This is a genomic window from Streptomyces sclerotialus, from assembly GCF_040907265.1.
GTDB classification, from domain to species: domain Bacteria; phylum Actinomycetota; class Actinomycetes; order Streptomycetales; family Streptomycetaceae; genus Streptomyces; species Streptomyces sclerotialus.
Map to the genome: position 1 here is coordinate 5,305,791 of NZ_JBFOHP010000002.1, position 17,090 is coordinate 5,322,880.

The 17,090-nt window shown below is 70.1% G+C and carries 12 protein-coding genes; 8 read left to right on the forward strand and 4 right to left on the reverse strand.

Annotated elements, in window-relative coordinates:
- Positions 1 to 10: 10 nt before the first annotated feature.
- The 4 genes from AAC944_RS23610 to AAC944_RS23625 all read right to left on the reverse strand — a co-directional run bounded on the left by AAC944_RS23610 (position 11) and on the right by AAC944_RS23625 (position 3,979).
- A complete protein-coding gene (locus tag AAC944_RS23610; protein ID WP_030619678.1) occupies positions 11 to 781 on the reverse strand; it encodes a succinate dehydrogenase/fumarate reductase iron-sulfur subunit in 771 nt (256 codons plus the stop codon).
- On the reverse strand, positions 778 to 2,724 hold the full coding sequence (locus tag AAC944_RS23615; protein WP_030619676.1) for a fumarate reductase/succinate dehydrogenase flavoprotein subunit: 1,947 nt from the start codon (positions 2,722 to 2,724) through the stop codon (positions 778 to 780). Before AAC944_RS23615 ends, AAC944_RS23610 begins: the two co-directional genes overlap by 4 nt.
- Before the next feature lie 26 nt (positions 2,725 to 2,750).
- Complete coding sequence (locus AAC944_RS23620; protein ID WP_030619671.1) at positions 2,751 to 3,578, reverse strand: succinate dehydrogenase subunit SdhC; 828 nt, start codon at positions 3,576 to 3,578, stop codon at positions 2,751 to 2,753.
- An 89-nt stretch (positions 3,579 to 3,667) separates the two neighbouring features.
- Entirely contained in the window at positions 3,668 to 3,979 is a 312-nt protein-coding gene (locus tag AAC944_RS23625; protein WP_030619669.1) for an Rv0250c family protein, read from the reverse strand.
- Positions 3,980 to 4,287: 308 nt separating this feature from the next.
- Here AAC944_RS23625 and AAC944_RS23630 point away from each other — a divergent pair, with 308 nt between their 5' ends.
- The 8 genes from AAC944_RS23630 to AAC944_RS23665 all read left to right on the forward strand — a co-directional run bounded on the left by AAC944_RS23630 (position 4,288) and on the right by AAC944_RS23665 (position 17,087).
- Positions 4,288 to 6,981, forward strand: coding sequence for an ABC transporter substrate-binding protein (locus AAC944_RS23630; RefSeq protein ID WP_030619666.1), 2,694 nt, complete (start codon positions 4,288 to 4,290; stop codon positions 6,979 to 6,981).
- Between the two features lie 149 nt (positions 6,982 to 7,130).
- Entirely contained in the window at positions 7,131 to 9,038 is a 1,908-nt protein-coding gene (gene typA, locus AAC944_RS23635; protein WP_030619663.1) for a translational GTPase TypA, read from the forward strand.
- A 469-nt stretch (positions 9,039 to 9,507) separates the two neighbouring features.
- Entirely contained in the window at positions 9,508 to 11,136 is a 1,629-nt protein-coding gene (locus tag AAC944_RS23640) for a peptide ABC transporter substrate-binding protein (RefSeq protein ID WP_030619660.1), read from the forward strand.
- Between the two features lie 140 nt (positions 11,137 to 11,276).
- Positions 11,277 to 12,200, forward strand: coding sequence for an ABC transporter permease (locus AAC944_RS23645; protein ID WP_030619656.1), 924 nt, complete (start codon positions 11,277 to 11,279; stop codon positions 12,198 to 12,200).
- A complete protein-coding gene (locus AAC944_RS23650; protein ID WP_030619654.1) occupies positions 12,193 to 13,119 on the forward strand; it encodes an ABC transporter permease in 927 nt (308 codons plus the stop codon). Before AAC944_RS23645 ends, AAC944_RS23650 begins: the two co-directional genes overlap by 8 nt.
- Positions 13,120 to 13,130: 11 nt before the next feature.
- Positions 13,131 to 14,168, forward strand: coding sequence for an ABC transporter ATP-binding protein (locus AAC944_RS23655; protein WP_030619651.1), 1,038 nt, complete (start codon positions 13,131 to 13,133; stop codon positions 14,166 to 14,168).
- The gene (locus AAC944_RS23660; protein WP_030619648.1) at positions 14,161 to 15,222 is read left to right on the forward strand and encodes an ABC transporter ATP-binding protein; all 1,062 of its coding nucleotides are present in this window, start codon (positions 14,161 to 14,163) and stop codon (positions 15,220 to 15,222) included. The genes AAC944_RS23655 and AAC944_RS23660 overlap by 8 nt, the downstream gene beginning before the upstream one ends.
- Positions 15,223 to 15,458: 236 nt before the next feature.
- The gene (locus AAC944_RS23665; protein ID WP_030619646.1) at positions 15,459 to 17,087 is read left to right on the forward strand and encodes a peptide ABC transporter substrate-binding protein; all 1,629 of its coding nucleotides are present in this window, start codon (positions 15,459 to 15,461) and stop codon (positions 17,085 to 17,087) included.
- The last annotated feature ends 3 nt before the right edge of the window (positions 17,088 to 17,090 follow it).

A 17,090-nucleotide genomic window follows, 5' to 3' on the forward strand; every position in this document is an offset into this window, starting at 1 on the left:
CGCAGGAGGCTCAGGACCGCCGCCTGCGGATCGTCTTCCCCAGCCAGACCAGCGGGTCGTACTTGCGGTCCACGGCCCGCTCCTTGAGGGGGATCAGCGCGTTGTCGGTGATGCGGATGTGCTCGGGACAGACCTCGGTGCAGCACTTGGTGATGTTGCAGTAGCCCAGGCCGTGGGCGTCCTGGGCGGCGCGCTTGCGGTCCAGGCCCTCGTCGGCCGCGGCGTCCAGCGGGTGCATGTCCAGCTCGGCGACGCGCATGAGGAAGCGCGGGCCGGCGAACGCCTCCTTGTTCTCCTCGTGGTCGCGGACGACATGGCAGGTGTCCTGGCAGAGGAAGCACTCGATGCACTTCCGGAACTCCTGGGAGCGGCCGACGTCCTCCTGCCGCATGCGGTACTCGCCGGGCTTGAGGTCGGCGGGCGGGACGAAGGACGGCACCTCGCGGGCCTTGGCGTAGTTGAAGGAGACGTCCGTGACCAGGTCGCGGACGACCGGGAAGGCCCGCATCGGGGTGACCGTGACGGTCTCGGCCCGGTCGAAGACCGACATCCGCGTCATGCACATCAGCCGCGGCCGCCCGTTGATCTCCGCGCTGCACGAGCCGCACTTGCCGGCCTTGCAGTTCCAGCGCACCGCCAGGTCCGGCGCCTGGGTGGCCTGCAGCCGGTGGATGATGTCCAGCACCACCTCGCCCTCGTTCACCTCGACGGTGAAGTCGCCGAGGCTGCCGCCCGCCGCGTCCCCCCGCCACACCCTGAAGTGCGCGTCGTACGAACTCACGAGCTCAGCTCCTCGTCCGTCAGGTACTTGGCCAGTTCGTCCCGCTCGAACAGCTCCAGGAGGTCGCCGCGGATCGCCGGCATCTCCCGCCGGGTCAGGTGGATGTGGGCGAGCGCGGGATCCTCGGGCAGCTCGGGCCTGCCGCCGGTGGTCGCCAGGCAGCACAGCAGGTTGACCCGGCGCCAGCGGCGGTCCATCTCGGGGTGGTCGTCGCGGGTGTGGCCGCCGCGGCTCTCCTTGCGCTCCAGGGCCGCACGCGCCACGCACTCGCTGACCAGCAGCATGTTCCGCAGGTCGAGGGAGAGGTGCCAGCCGGGGTTGTACTGCCGGTGGCCCTCCACCCCGGCCCGCCGCGCCCGCACCCGCAGCTCCGCCAGCTTGTCCAGGGCCCGCTCCATCTCCGGCTGCCGCCGGATGATGCCCACCAGGTCGTTCATCGCCTGCTGGAGCTCCTGGTGCAGGGTGTACGGGTTCTCCGCCGGGCCACCGGTGTGCAGCGTGTCCGCGCCCTCCGCGCTGAACGGCCGCAGCGCCTCCGCCTCGGCCGCCTCGATGTCCCGCGGGTCCACCGCCGGGCGCTCCCCGGCCACCAGCGCCGCGGCGTACTCCGCCGCGTACAGTCCGGCCCGCCGCCCGAAGACCAGCAGGTCGGAGAGGGAGTTGCCGCCGAGCCGGTTGGAGCCGTGCATGCCGCCGGCCACCTCGCCCGCGGCGAACAGGCCGGGGACGCCGGTCGCGGCCGCGGTGTCCGGGTCGACGTCCACGCCGCCCATGACGTAGTGGCAGGTCGGCCCGACCTCCATCGCCTCCTCCGTGATGTCCACGTCCGCCAGCTCCTTGAACTGGTGGTGCATGGACGGCAGCCGCCGCCGGATCACGTCGGCCGGCATGCGGGTGGAGACGTCCAGGAAGACGCCGCCGTGCGGGGAGCCGCGGCCCGCCTTGACCTCGGCGTTGATGGCCCGCGCCACCTCGTCGCGGGGCAGCAGCTCGGGCGGCCGGCGGTTGTTGTCCGGGTCGTCGTACCAGCGGTCGCCCTCGTCCTCGGACTGCGCGTACTTCTCCTTGAAGACGTCGGGGACGTAGTCGAACATGAAGCGCTTGCCCTCGCTGTTGCGCAGCACTCCGCCGTCGCCGCGGACCGACTCGGTGACGAGGATGCCCTTCACCGACGGCGGCCAGACCATGCCGGTGGGGTGGAACTGCACGAACTCCATGTTGACCAGCGGCGCCCCGGCGAGCAGGGCCAGCGCGTGGCCGTCGCCGGTGTACTCCCAGGAGTTCGAGGTCACCTTGAAGGACTTGCCGATGCCGCCGGTGGCCAGCACCACGGCGGGGGCCTCCAGGACGAAGAACCGGCCCGACTCCCGCTCGTAGCAGAACGTTCCCGCGACCCGGTTCCCCTGCTTGAGCACGCGCGTGACGGTGCACTCCTGGAACACCTTCAGCCGTGCGTCGTACGCGCCGTGGTCCCGCTCGTCCTCCTGCTGCAGCGAGACGATCTTCTGCTGGAGGGTACGGATCAGCTCCAGGCCCGTACGGTCGCCGACGTGCGCGAGGCGCGGGTACTCGTGCCCGCCGAAGTTGCGCTGCGAGATGCGGCCGTCCGGGGTGCGGTCGAAGAGCGCGCCCCAGGTCTCCAGCTCCCAGACCCGGTCCGGGGCCTCCCGCGCGTGCAGCTCGGCCATCCGCCAGTGGTTCAGGAACTTCCCGCCGCGCATGGTGTCGCGGAAGTGGACCTTCCAGTTGTCGCCCTCGTTGACGTTGCCCATGCTGGCGGCGATGCCGCCCTCGGCCATGACCGTATGGGCCTTGCCGAACAGTGACTTGCAGATCACCGCCGTCCGCATGCCCTGCTCGCGTGCCTCGACGGCGGCCCGCAGACCGGCACCGCCGGCGCCCACCACGACCACGTCCCAGGACTGCCGTTCGACTTGCGTCATGAAAATGTGCACCCTTCCTGGGAGCTCTAGAAGAACCGCGGATCGTCGAAGGCCCCGACGGACAGCAGATAGACGTAGAAGTCGGCGGCGGCCACGCTGATCAGCGAGGCCCAGGCCAGCGCGGCGTGCCGGTAGTTGAGCTTCCCGACCAGGCCCCACAGCCGGTAGCGCACCGGATGCTTGGAGAAGTGCTTCAGCCGCCCGCCGACGATGTGCCGGCAGGAGTGGCAGGAGAGCGTGTACGCCCAGATCAGCACGATGTTGACGAGGAAGATCAGGGAGCCCAGGCCCATGTGGCCCCAGGCGTAGCTCTCGTCGCGGAAGGCGAGCACGGTGTCGTACGTCAGCACGCCCGCCACCAGCAGCGCGGCGTAGAAGAAGTACCGGTGGACGTTCTGCAGGATGAGCGGGAAGCGGGTCTCGCCGCTGTACTTCTTGTGCGGCTCGGCGACCGCGCAGGCCGGCGGCGAGGCCCAGAAGCCGCGGTAGTAGGCCTTGCGGTAGTAGTAGCAGGTCAGCCGGAAGCCCAGCGGGAAGATCAGGATCAGCAGCGCGGGGGACAGGCCCCACCAGCTGCCGAAGATCTCCCAGTTGGGGCCGGCCCGCATGGTCTCGCAGTTCTCCGCGAGGCAGGGGGAGTAGAACGGCGAGACGTACGGCGCGTGGTAGTAGTCGGCGTTCGCGAACGCCCGCCACGTCGAGTACACGACGAACGCGAGCAGTCCGGCTGCGGTGCTCGCCGGGTACAGCCACCAGCGCTCCGTACGCAGGTGGCGCGCGGGAATGGCGGCGCGGGCGGGGCCGTGCACCCCGCCCGCGCCGGTTGTCCTGGAAGGTTCAGTACCTGTGGCCAACGTGGGTCTCCGATGAGGCAGTCGGCGCGTGCGCGCCGCCTTCTGGGGGTGGGGGTCGGGCGGGGGGAACCCGGGCACGAGCGGTACGCCTACGGCGCCCGGCGGTCGCGTGCGCCCAGCCCCTCGTCCTCGGCGTCGGTCCACAGGGAGGCGTCGTACGGCGCGTCGGGGATGGTCACCATGTCGGACACCGCGCGTCCCGCGGTCGGTGCCGGCCGGTCATGGGCGTCGGGCGCGGCCTGGGCGCGCAGCAGTTCGAGGCTTTCGCGCAGGTGCTCGGTGTCGCTGCGGACCCGGCGGATCTCCAGTCCGCCGCCGACCCGCTGCTCCAGCCGCCCTACCGAGCGGACCAGGTCCTCCAGGCTGCGCTGCACAGCCGTCAGATCATCGTGCAAGGACATGACGAGCCCTCACTTCCGAGGGAGCGGTCAGCAATCTCATGCGCCTGCGAGTGTCGCGCGTCACAGTCGCGGTTGGGAAGGGATCGGGCCGTATTGCGGGTCACGATGGCGCATAGGGGAGTGCCGCCGGGCGGGCCGCGCGCCGTTGGGCCGACCGGGTGGCCTTGGCAAGTACGGCCGTCGTGTCGCCGGGCCCCGCCGCGCGCCGTCGTTTTCAGTGGACGGGCCATAGGTGTGATGAGCCGCAAAGTCGGCCGAATGTGATCAGCGGCGGCGGCGCCGCGCGGGCGAGCCCGGAGGTAACAGTGATGACCGACGACCTCGGACCGCGGGACGTGCAGGGCAGCCGGGCGGCGGGCCGCGGGCGCCGCCGGGTCGCGCTCCTCACGGCGGGCGCGCTGCTCCCGCTGCCCCTGCTGGCCGGCTGCGGCGGGGACGACGACCCGCACGCGGCAGGGGCCGGCAGCCAGGACGTCGGCCCGGCCGCCGCGGCGACGCTGCGCGACGGCGGGACGGTGCGCTGGGCCGTGGACGAGCTCCCCGCTACCTTCAACGCCTTCCAGGCGGACGCCGGCGAGAGCACGGACACGGTGGCGGGCGCCGTCCTCCCCGCGCTCTTCACCCTGGACGCCAACGGTGTGCCGCAGCGCAACGCCGACTACCTCCAGGCCGCGGAGGTCACCCAGCGCGAGCCGGAGCAGATCGTCCGGTACACGCTGCACCCCGACGCACGGTGGAGCGACGGCCGGCGGATCTCCGCCGCCGACTTCGCCGCCCAGTGGAAGGCGCTGCGCGGCAGGAACGCCGCGTACTGGACGGCCCGCAACGCCGGGTACGACCGCATCAAGAAGGTCACGGCGGGCGGGAAGCGCGGCGAGGTCGAGGTGACCTTCGCCCGGCCGTACGCCGACTGGCAGTCGCTCTTCACCCCGCTGTACCCGAAGAACGTCATGGCGAGCCCGGCGGCGTTCAACGACGGCGCGCGCACGAAGCTCACGCCCGCCGCCGGGCCGTTCCGGGTGGCGGAGCAGGACGGCCGGAAGGACACCCTCACCCTCGTACGGAACACGGAGTGGTGGGGCGGCCGGGCCCGGCTGAAGAAGATCGTGCTCACCGGGCTGCCCGCGGTGGAGCGGGCCGCCGCGCTCGCCAAGGGCCGGATCGACGTGGCGGAGATCGACCGCGGCACGGCCAAGGAGATCACCACGGCGCGCGGCGGGAACCAGCAGGCCGCCGCCGGGGACGAAGCGCCGCGCGGTGCCGTCTCCTCCGACGCGCTGCGCCACCAGGCGCAGGCGCACGGCACCGAGGCGGAGCGCACGGCGGAGCGGGAACGCCGCAAGGAGGCTGCTGCCGCCGCCGCCCGCCAGGCGCACCTGCGCGGCTACACCGTCCGCCGCGCCCTCTCGCCGTCCTTCACCCAGCTCGCCCTCAACGGCAGCACGGGCCCGCTCACCGACGAACGGGTACGCCGCGCGGTGGCCCGCGCCATCGACCGCGGCGCGCTGGCGAAGGAGGTGCTGGGCCCGCTCCAGCTGCCCGCCGCGCCGGTCGGCAGCCACCTCCTGCTCGCCGGGCAGCCCGGGTACCGCGACAACAGCGGTGCGCTGGGCGGCCAGGACACCGAGGCGGCGCAGGCCCTGCTGGCCGACGCCGGCTGGCGGATGCCGGAGGGCGGCGCCGAGGAGGAGACCGACGCACAGCCCGGCGAGCGGGAGGCGGACCGGGGCCGGGCCGACGCGGACGCCGGCCGCACCGACGGCAGGAACGGGCAGCCCGGCCCGGGCGGCGAGGGAGCCCGGCCCCCCGCCGCCGGCGAGCCGCACGGCGGCCCCGGCCGCCCCGGCACCGGCCGGGCGGCCGCGACCGCCCCCGTCACCCTCTCCTCGCTGACCGGCGCCGGTTCGGCGGGCGTCCAGCGGGCGGCCCTGCTGCGGCAGAGCGCGGCGCTGTACGACGTGGTGGCGCGCACGGCGCGGCACCGTGCCCTGGGGGACACCCGGTCGGCCGCGTACGCCACGTACGAGCGGGCCGGCGCCCGGGCGGCGGACGCCTGGGACGAGGCCGACGTGCTGGCGGAGGCGGCCCGGCGGCGGACCACCGCGCTCGCCGCGGGCTGGGACGACACCAAGCCGGGCGCCGGCGAGCAGGTCGCGGGTGCCGGCCCGGCCGGCCCGGTCAGCGCCGTCCAGGCACGCGAGGCCGCGGCCGCCGCCGAGCGGAACCGCCTCGCGGCCGCGGCGGAGCGCACGGAGGCCGGGCGGGGCGCGCAGGACGAGAAGGCGCCCGCCGAGGACCGCGCCGTCGTCCGGGCGGGGACGGCGGCCCACAGCGGCTCCGGCGCCGAGGACGCGGCAGCGGAGCGGGCCGGGGACACCGGGGGCGAGGACGGCAAGGCCGGCAAGGCCGCCGAGCACGGCCGGAGCGCGCGCGGCCACGACGACGCGGCGGCCGGCCGGAGCGCCGTCTTCGTGAAGAAGAACGGCCGGCCGCTCATGCTGCGCTTCGTCCTGCCCGGCGGCCCCGGCACCGCCCAGCTGCGTACGGTCGCCGACCGCATCTCCGGAATGCTGATGAGGATCGGTGTACGGACGACCGTCCAGAAGGTGGCCGACAAGAGCTACTTCGAGGACCACATCGCGTCCGGCGACTACGACCTGGCGCTCTACTCCTGGCCCGGCAGCGCCTACCCGGCCACCGACGCCCGGCCCGTCTACGCCAAGCCCCGGCCGGCGGCGGACGGCTCGCTGACCGTCGAGCAGAACTACACCCGGGTCGGCACCGACCGGATCGACCAGCTCTTCGACCAGGCCTCCGGCGAGCTCGACCAGGAGGCGGCCCGGGATCTCGTCGCCCAGGCCGACCAGCGGATCTGGGCCGCCGCCGGCTCGATTCCGCTGTACCGGCAGCCCCAGCTCGTGGCGGCCAGGGCGAACCTGGCCAATGTGGGCGCCTTCGGCTTCGCGACCCCCAGGTACCAGGACATCGGCTACAAGAAATAGCAGGTCAGCGCGGGTGCGAACGGGCTGGCGCTGCTGTTGCCGCGTCGGCCCCGTACCATGGGGTAAGGCCGTGGCGTGTTGATGCCCGGCGGGCGCGCGTGCCGGACCGTACGCGCCGTCATCCACAATCCGGGAGAAGCGCCGCAAGTATGCCCACGCGCCACGACATTCGTAACGTCGCCATCGTCGCCCACGTCGACCACGGCAAGACAACCCTTGTCGACGCCATGCTCAAGCAGGCGGGAGCCTTCGCCGCGCACGCCGCCGAGAACCTCGACGAGCGCATGATGGACTCCAACGACCTGGAGCGTGAGAAGGGCATCACGATCCTCGCCAAGAACACGGCGGTGAAGTACCACCCCAAGGACGGCGGGGACCCGATCACGATCAACATCATCGACACCCCCGGCCACGCCGACTTCGGTGGCGAGGTCGAGCGCGGCCTGTCGATGGTCGACGCGGTCGTGCTGCTGGTCGACGCGTCCGAGGGCCCGCTGCCGCAGACCCGCTTCGTGCTGCGCAAGGCGCTGGCCGCGAAGATGCCGGTCATCCTCTGCATCAACAAGACCGACCGGCCGGACTCCCGGATCGCCGAGGTCGTCGACGAGACGTACGACCTCTTCCTGGACCTGGACGCGGACGAGGACCAGATCGAGTTCCCGATCGTCTACGCCTGCGCCCGCGACGGCATCGCCTCGCTGACCAAGCCGGAGGACGGCACCGTCCCGGCGGACAGCACCAACCTGGAGCCGTTCTTCACCACGCTGCTGGAGACCGCCCCGGCCCCCGAGTACGACGAGGAGGCCCCGCTCCAGGCGCACGTCACCAACCTCGACGCGGACAACTTCCTCGGCCGTATCGCGCTGCTCCGCGTCGAGCAGGGTGAGCTGAAGAAGGGCCAGACCGTCGCGTGGATCAAGCGTGACGGCACGATCCAGAACGTCCGCATCACCGAGCTGCTGATGACCGAGGCGCTCACCCGCAAGCCGGCCGAGAAGGCGGGCCCGGGCGACATCTGCGCGGTCGCCGGTATCCCCGACATCATGATCGGCGAGACGCTGGCCGACCCGGAGAACCCGGTCGCGCTGCCGCTGATCACGGTCGACGAGCCCGCGATCTCGATGACCATCGGTACGAACACCTCGCCGCTGGTCGGCCGCGGCGGCACCGGCAAGGGCGCGGACGCCAAGGCCGCGGTCAAGGACCGCAAGGTCACCGCGCGTCAGGTCAAGGACCGGCTGGACCGCGAGCTGATCGGTAACGTCTCGCTGCGCGTGCTGGACACCGAGCGCCCCGACGCCTGGGAGGTGCAGGGCCGCGGTGAGCTGGCGCTGGCCATCCTGGTCGAGCAGATGCGCCGCGAGGGCTTCGAGATGACCATCGGCAAGCCGCAGGTGGTCACCAAGGAGGTCGACGGCAAGACCTACGAGCCGGTCGAGCGGATGACCATCGACGTGCCCGAGGAGCACATGGGCGCCGTCACGCAGCTCATGGGCACCCGCAAGGGCCGGATGGACAACATGTCCAACCACGGCTCCGGCTGGGTCCGCATGGAGTTCGTCGTCCCGTCGCGCGGTCTGATCGGCTTCCGTACCGAGTTCCTGACCAACACCCGCGGTACGGGCATCGCGCACTCCATCCACGAGGGCCACGAGCCGTGGTTCGGCACCCTGCAGACCCGTAACAACGGTTCGCTGGTCGCCGACCGCGCCGGCGCGGTCACCGCGTTCGCGATGACCAACCTCCAGGAGCGCGGCGTGCTCTTCGTGGAGCCGGGCACCGAGGTGTACGAGGGCATGATCGTCGGCGAGAACAGCCGCTCCGACGACATGGACGTCAACATCACCAAGGAGAAGAAGCTCACGAACATGCGGTCCTCGACGGCCGATGTCGCCGAGTCGATCGTCCCGCCGCGCAAGCTCTCCCTGGAGCAGTCGCTGGAGTTCTGCCGCGACGACGAGTGCGTCGAGGTGACCCCGGAGGCGGTCCGCATCCGCAAGGTGAACCTGGACGCCCGCGAGCGCGCCCGCGCCGCGTCCCGCGCCAAGCACAACTGACGCCCGCGGGGCCCCGGTTGACGCGACCGGGAGCCCAGTGGAGCGACGGAGCGCCCCGCCGGACTTCCTGTCCGGCGGGGCGCTTTCGCGTGCGGGCGAGCTCACTTACCGCACATGCTCGGTGACGTCAAGACGCTGCGGGTCGCCCGCCGCCCCGCCGGGTGTCCGGAACGTGGACGCCAGGCATCCTCCGGCTGGCGGGAGGTCCGATTCCTGCCCGTCTGGATGGATTGGTTTGTCCGGATTCCGAACGAGGGTCTCCGTGATGTGACCAAAAAGTAACCACTATCTCGTGGCTAATGGGGCGAACGTGACTGAGGATGGGGGCTATTGAGCTCGGGTCAATGGGTCACGCGCTGTGAAAAGCGCCGACTCACGAGCATCGGGGGCTGGTCGCGCGCTGTCAGGGGTGTCAGCGGGTGACCGGCTCCTTTCCATGTCAAGAATGGACTCATGAGGAGGCAGTCCCATGCGCGGTGCCAGAAGCGCCACTTGGGTCGCAGGAGCCATAGCCATCGCCCTCGGCGCGACGGCGTGCGGCGGCAGCAGCGACAGCGCGGGCTCGGAGGCCGGCGTCGTACGGGCCGCGTGGGGCGACCCGCAGAACCCGCTGGAGCCGGCCAACACCACTGAGGTGCAGGGCGGCAAGGTCCTCGACATGATCTTCAGCAACCTGAAGAGCTACGACCCGAAGACCGGCGAGGCCAAGAACGACGCCGCGGAGTCCATCGACACCAAGGACCAGCAGACCTTCACCGTCAAGGTGAAGAAGGGCCTGAAGTTCTCCAACGGCGAGGCCGTCACCGCCAAGTCCTTCGTCGACGCCTGGAATTACGGCGCGCTCGCCACCAACCAGCAGAAGAACAGCTACTTCTTCTCCGACATCGAGGGCTACGACAAGGTCGCGCCGGCCAAGGGCGAGCCGACCGCCAAGACCCTCTCCGGACTGAAGGTCGTCGACGACCACACCTTCACCGTCAAGCTCACCCAGAAGATGTCGACGTGGCCGACGCGCCTGGGCTACAAGGCCTTCGCGCCGCTGCCGAAGAAGTTCTTCTCCGACCACAAGGGCTACCTCGACAAGCCCGTCGGCAACGGCCCGTACAAGGTGGACTCGTACGCCAAGGGCTCGCAGATGAAGCTCGTGCCGAACCCGGAGTACAAGGGCGACGACAAGCCGAAGAACAAGGGCGTCCTGCTGAAGGTCTACACGGACTCCAACACCGCGTACTCCGACCTCCAGGCCGGCAACCTCGACGTGCTCGACAGCCTGCCCGCCGAGCAGATCAAGAACGCCGAGACCGACCTCCAGGGCAACTACGTCTCGCAGCCGGCCGGCATCGTGCAGACCGTCAGCTTCCCGCTGGACAAGGGCGCCTGGAGCAAGAAGGGGATGGAGAAGGTCCGCAAGGGCATCTCCATGGCGATCGACCGCAAGACGATCACCGAGAAGATCTACCACGGCACCCGCACCCCGGCCACCGACCTCACCTCCCCGGTGCTCGGTGACGCCAACGGCTACTCCAAGGACATCTGCGGCGACGCCTGCGAGTACAACCCGACCGAGGCCAAGAAGCTCATCAAGGAGGGCGGCGGCCTCCCCGGCGGGAAGATGACCATCAGCTACAACGCCGACAAGGACTCCCACAAGGAGTGGGTGGACGCGGTCTGCAACAGCGTCAACAAGGTGCTGGGCGACGACAAGGCGTGCGTGGGCAACCCCGTGGGCACCTTCGCCGACTTCCGTACCCAGATCACCAAGGGTGAGATGACCAGCGGCTTCCGCGCCGGCTGGCAGATGGACTACCCGCAGATCGAGAACTTCCTGACCCCGCTGTACGGCACCGGTGCCTCCTCAAACGACTCGCACTGGAGCAACAAGGAGTTCGACGGCCTCCTGAAGAAGGCCGCGGCCGAGCCCGACACCAAGAAGGCCACCAAGACCTACCAGGACGCAGAGAAGCTGGTCCTGGACGACATGGTCGCCATCCCGCTCTGGTACCAGAACGGCGTCGCCGGCTGGTCCCAGAACGTCTCCGGCGTCACCCTCGACCCCTTCAGCGTGCCGGTCTTCTCCGACATCAAGGTCAAGGCCTGACCCGTCCGACGCAGGAGCCCCTGAGCGGGGCCCCGTAATCACGACCGCTCACGGCGGCAGGGAGCAGCCGGCCACCCGCGGCCTCACCGACGAGGCCACGGGCCCGGCTGCCCCCGCGTCGGCGCACTTCTGGAGGACACATGGGGCGCTATGTCGTGCGACGACTGCTCCAGATGGTGCCCGTCTTCATCGGCACCACTTTCCTGATCTTCGTCATGGTCTACGCGCTCGGCGACCCCGTCGCGGCCATGTTCGGAGACCGGACCCCCGACCCGGCCACCGCCGCCCAGATCCGGGAGTCCCTGCATCTGAACGACCCGCTGTGGAGCCAGTACCTGCAGTACATGGCGGGCATCTTCCAGGGCGACTTCGGCACCGCCTTCAACGGCCGGCCGGTCATCGAGCTGATGGGGGACGCCTTCCCCAACACCGTCCAGCTCACCCTGGTCGCCTTCGTCATCGAGCTGGTGGTCGGCGTGACGCTCGGCGTCGTCGCCGGCATGCGCCGCGGCCGTCTGATCGACACCGGCGTGCTGGTGCTCACGCTGATCGTGATCTCGATCCCGACCTTCGTCACCGGCTACCTGCTGCAGTACTTCGTCGGCGTGAAGTGGGGCGCGCTGCCCCCGTCGGTCTCCAGCGAGGTGCGCTTCGAGGAACTGATCCTCCCCGGCATCGTGCTCGCGGGCGTCTCGCTGGCGTACGTGGCCCGGCTGACCCGTACCTCCATCGCGGAGAACATCCGCTCCGACTACATCCGCACCGCCACCGCCAAGGGCCTGCCGCGCCGCCGCGTGATCAGCGTGCACCTGCTGCGCAACTCGCTGATCCCGGTCGTCACCTTCCTCGGCACCGACATCGGCGGCCTGATGGCCGGCGCCATCGTCACCGAGCGGATCTTCAACCTCCAGGGCGTCGGCTTCCAGCTCTACCAGGGCATCCTGCGGCAGAACGCGCCGACCGTGGTCGGCTTCGTGACCGTGCTCGTGGTCGTCTTCCTCGCCGCCAACCTGCTCGTCGACCTGCTCTACGCGGTCCTGGACCCGAGGATCCGGTATGCCTGAAGTGATGAACCCCAGCGCCCACACCCAGGCGGCTGTGGCGGCCTCCGAGGCCGTGCGGGACGAGCAGCAGGACAAGGCCCGCTCCCTCTGGGGCGACGCCTGGCGGGACCTGCGCCGCAACCCGATCTTCTACATCTCCGCCGTACTGATCCTCTTCCTGGTCGTCGTCTCGATCTGGCCGAGCATCATGACCAGCACCAGCCCGTACGCCTGCGACGTGTCCAAGTCGGCGCAGGGCGCGGCCCCCGGCCACCCCTTCGGCTTCGACAAGCAGGGCTGCGACGTCTACGCGCGTACGGTGTACGGCGCCCGCGCCTCCGTCACCGTCGGCATCTGCACCACCCTGCTCGCCGCCGTTCTCGGCTGCGTCATGGGCGGCCTCGCCGGCTTCTTCGGCGGCTGGTGGGACGCGCTGCTCTCCCGGATCGGCGACATCTTCTTCGGCATCCCGGTCCTGCTCGGCGGCATCGTCTTCCTGTCCGTCGTCAAGGGCGGCTCGATCTTCACGGTCGTCCTGCTGATGGCCGTGCTCGGCTGGCCGCAGATCGCCCGTATCGCGCGCGGCGCGGTGATCACCGCCAAGCAGCAGGACTACGTGCAGGCGGCCCGCGCGCTCGGCGCCTCCACCCCGCGCATGCTGCTCCGGCACATCGCCCCGAACGCCCTCGCGCCCGTCATCGTCGTGGCGACCATCGCGCTCGGTACGTACATCTCGCTGGAGGCCACCCTGTCGTTCCTCGGCGTCGGCCTGAAGCCGCCGACGGTCTCCTGGGGCATCGACATCTCCCAGGCCGCCACCCAGATCCGCAACGCCCCGCACACCCTGCTGTACCCGGCAGGTGCGCTGTCGCTTACGGTGCTGGCGTTCATCATGCTCGGCGACGCGGTGCGCGACGCCCTCGACCCCAAGCTGCGCTGAGGGAGGCGTACGTGACCACCACCGAGAAGACCGCGGCCGTTCCTGAGCAGCGGACGCCGGAAGCGGCCGGTTCGCCGCTGCTCCAGGTCCGTGACCTGCACGTCGAGTTCCACACCCGGGACGGCGTCGTCAAGGCCGTCAACGGCGTGAACTACAGCGTCAGCGCGGGCGAGACCCTCGCCGTGCTGGGCGAGTCCGGGTCCGGCAAGTCCGTCACCGCCCAGGCGATCATGGGCATCCTCGACATGCCGCCGGCGAAGATCCCGCAGGGCGAGATCCTCTTCCGCGGCCAGGACATGCTGACGATGTCCGGCGAGCAGCGCCGCAAGATCCGCGGCGCCAAGATCGCCATGATCTTCCAGGACGCGCTGTCGTCCCTGAACCCGGTGCTCTCCGTCGGCTACCAGCTCGGCGAGATGTTCCGCGTCCACCAGGGCCTGTCCAAGAAGGACGCCAAGGCCAAGGCCGTCGAGCTGATGGACAAGGTGAAGATCCCGGCGGCCAGGAACCGCGTCGGGGACTACCCGCACCAGTTCTCCGGCGGCATGCGCCAGCGCATCATGATCGCGATGGCGCTGGCTCTGGAGCCGGACCTGATCATCGCCGACGAGCCCACCACGGCCCTCGACGTCACCGTCCAGGCCCAGGTCATGGACCTGCTCGCGGAGCTCCAGCGCGAGTACCACATGGGCCTGATCCTCATCACCCACGACCTCGGCGTCGTCGCGGACGTCGCCGACAAGATCGCGGTGATGTACGCGGGCCGGATCGTCGAGCACGCTCCCGTCCGCGAGCTCTACAAGAGCCCCGCGCACCCGTACACCCGCGGCCTGCTGGACTCCATCCCGCGCCTGGACCAGAAGGGCCAGGAGCTGTACGCGATCAAGGGCCTGCCGCCCAACCTGCTGAACATCCCCGGCGGCTGCGCCTTCCACCCGCGCTGCCCGAAGGCCCAGGACGTCTGCCGTACGGAAACCCCGGTCCTGGCCACGGTCGCCGACGGCCGCGGCAGCGCCTGCCACTTCTGGAAGGAGACGCTCCATGGCTGAGCAGTCCGCCGAGCAGACCGCGGGCGACCGCGAGCCCATCCTCCAGGTCCGCAACCTGGTGAAGCACTTCCCCCTCACCCAGGGCGTGCTGTTCAAGAAGCAGGTCGGCGCGGTCAAGGCGGTCGACGGGATCTCCTTCGACCTGTACCGGGGCGAGACGCTCGGCATCGTCGGCGAGTCCGGCTGCGGCAAGTCCACCGTCGCGAAGCTCCTGATGAACCTGGAGCGGGCGACCGCGGGCGAGGTCTTCTACAAGGGCGAGGACATCACCAAGCTGACGGGCCGCGCACTCAAGGCCGTCCGCCGCAACATCCAGATGGTCTTCCAGGACCCCTACACCTCGCTCAACCCGCGGATGACGGTCGGCGACATCATCGGCGAGCCCTTCGACATCCACCCCGAGGTGGCCCCGAAGGGCGACCGCCGGCGCAAGGTCCAGGAGCTGCTGGACGTGGTCGGCCTCAACCCCGAGTACGTGAACCGCTACCCGCACCAGTTCTCCGGCGGGCAGCGGCAGCGCATCGGCATCGCGCGGGGGCTGGCGCTCCGGCCCGAGATCATCGTCGCCGACGAGCCGGTCTCCGCGCTGGACGTCTCCGTCCAGGCGCAGGTGGTGAACCTCCTGGAGCGGCTCCAGGACCAGTACGACCTCTCCTACCTCTTCATCGCCCACGACCTCTCCATCGTCCGGCACATCTCCGACCGCGTCGGCGTGATGTACCTGGGCCGGATGGCCGAGATCGGCACCGACGAGGAGATCTACGAGCACCCCACGCACCCGTACACCCAGGCGCTCCTGTCGGCCGTACCGGTCCCGGACCCCGAGGTCAGCGGCGCCCGCGAGCGCATCATCCTCAGCGGCGACGTGCCCTCCCCGGCCAACCCGCCTTCCGGCTGCCGCTTCCGCACCCGCTGCTGGAAGGCCCAGGACAAGTGCGCCGAGGAGACCCCGGTGCTCGCCGTCCCCGAGGCCCTCAAGGGCACCGACTCCCTGGCCGCCCACGCCTCGGCCTGCCACTTCGCGGAGGAGAAGGACGTGGTGGGGGCGGCGTAGCCCGCTCGCACGACCACGAGGGCACCCGGGACCTACGTCTGGTCCATCCGGGTGCAGCGCCCGGGAGAGCTCCCGCTCTCCCGGGCGTTCTGTCGTTTCCTGCGGCGGACGCCGCCCTCGTGCGTTCGGGGGGAATGTGCGGCGTGGCGTGCTCGTACGGGGGAGGCGGGGGTGCGTGGGGAACTCCTATGGGCTGTTATGTGGCCTACGTACCTATTAGCCGGAGGAGGCACCGGATGCGTGGAGCCACCCGTGCGAAGTGGGCGGCGGGAACGATGGCCGTCGCCCTCGCGGCGACGGCGTGTGGTGGCGGCAGCGGGGGTGGCGGTGGTGAGGAGGGGGTGCTCAGCTCGTCGTGGGGGGACCCGCAGAACCCCCTGGAGCCCGCGAACACCAATGAGGTGCAGGGCGGCAAGGTGCTCGACATGATCTTCCGGGGGCTGAAGCGGTACGACCCGAGGACCGGCGAGGCCGAGGACATGCTCGCCCGGAAGATCGAGACCAAGGACCAGCAGAACTACACGGTCACGATCAAGAAGGGGTGGAAGTTCAGCAACGGGGAGCCGGTCACGGCCCAGTCGTTCGTGGATGCCTGGAATTACGGCGCCCATATCGAAAATGGCCAGAAGAACGCTTACTTCTTCGGGTACATCGAGGGGTACGAGAAGGTGCACCCCGAGAGCGGGAAGGCGACCGCCAAGACGCTGTCCGGGTTGAAGGTCAAGGACGACCGGACCTTCACCGTCAAGCTCGACCAGAAATTCTCCACCTGGCCGCAGACGCTGGGGTACCCGGCGTTCGCGCCGCTGCCCCGGGCGTTCTTCACCGACCACGACGGCTGGCTGAAGAAGCCGGTCGGAAACGGTCCGTACCGGGTCGAGTCCTACGACAAGGGCTCGGCGATGAAGCTCCGGAAGTGGAGCACGTACAAGGGGCCGGACAAGGCGCGGAACAAGGGGGTGGATCTGCGGGTCTACACCGACAACAACACCGCTTACACCGATCTGCAGGCGGGCAATCTGGACCTCACCGACGACATTCCCGCGGCGCAGCTGAAGAACGCCGAGGCGGATCTCGGGGACCGGTACATCAATCAGCCGGCGGGCATCATCCAGACCCTCACCTTTCCGATGTACGACGGCAGGTGGGGGTCGGCGAAGAGGGCGAAGGTGCGGCGCGGGCTGTCCATGGCGATCGACCGTAAGACGATCACCCAGCAGATCTTCCAGAAGACGCGCACCCCGGCCACCGACTGGACCTCGCCGGTGCTCAAGGCCGAGGGCGGTTACCAGGCGGGGCTGTGCGGACAGGCCTGCGCGTACGACCCGGCGCAGGCCCGCAAGCTCATCAAGGAGGGCGGCGGGCTGCCCGGCGGCAAGGTCACCGTCACGTACAACGCCGACACCGGCTCGCACAAGGACTGGGTCGACGCGCTCTGCAACAGCGTCAACAAGGTGCTGAGGGACGACAAGGCGTGTGTGGGTAATCCGGTGGGGACGTTCGCCGACTACCGGAATCAGATTTCGGCGAAGAAGATGCGGGGTCCGTTCCGCGCCGGGTGGCAGATGGACTATCCGCTGATTCAGAACTTCCTCCAGCCGATGTACTACACCGGCGCCTCCTCCAACGACGGGAAGTACAGCAACAAGGAGTTCGACGGCCTGATCGACGAGGCGAATGCCGAGACCGACCGGCAGGCTGCCGTGAAGAAGTTCCAGGACGCGGAGAAGGTCCTGGTCAAGGACATGCCGGTGATTCCGCTCTGGTACCAGAACGGCAGCGGGGGATATACCGACCGGCTGAGTGACGTACGGCTGAACCAGTTCAGCGTGCCCGTCTACGAGCAGATCAAGGTCGGCAGCTGACCC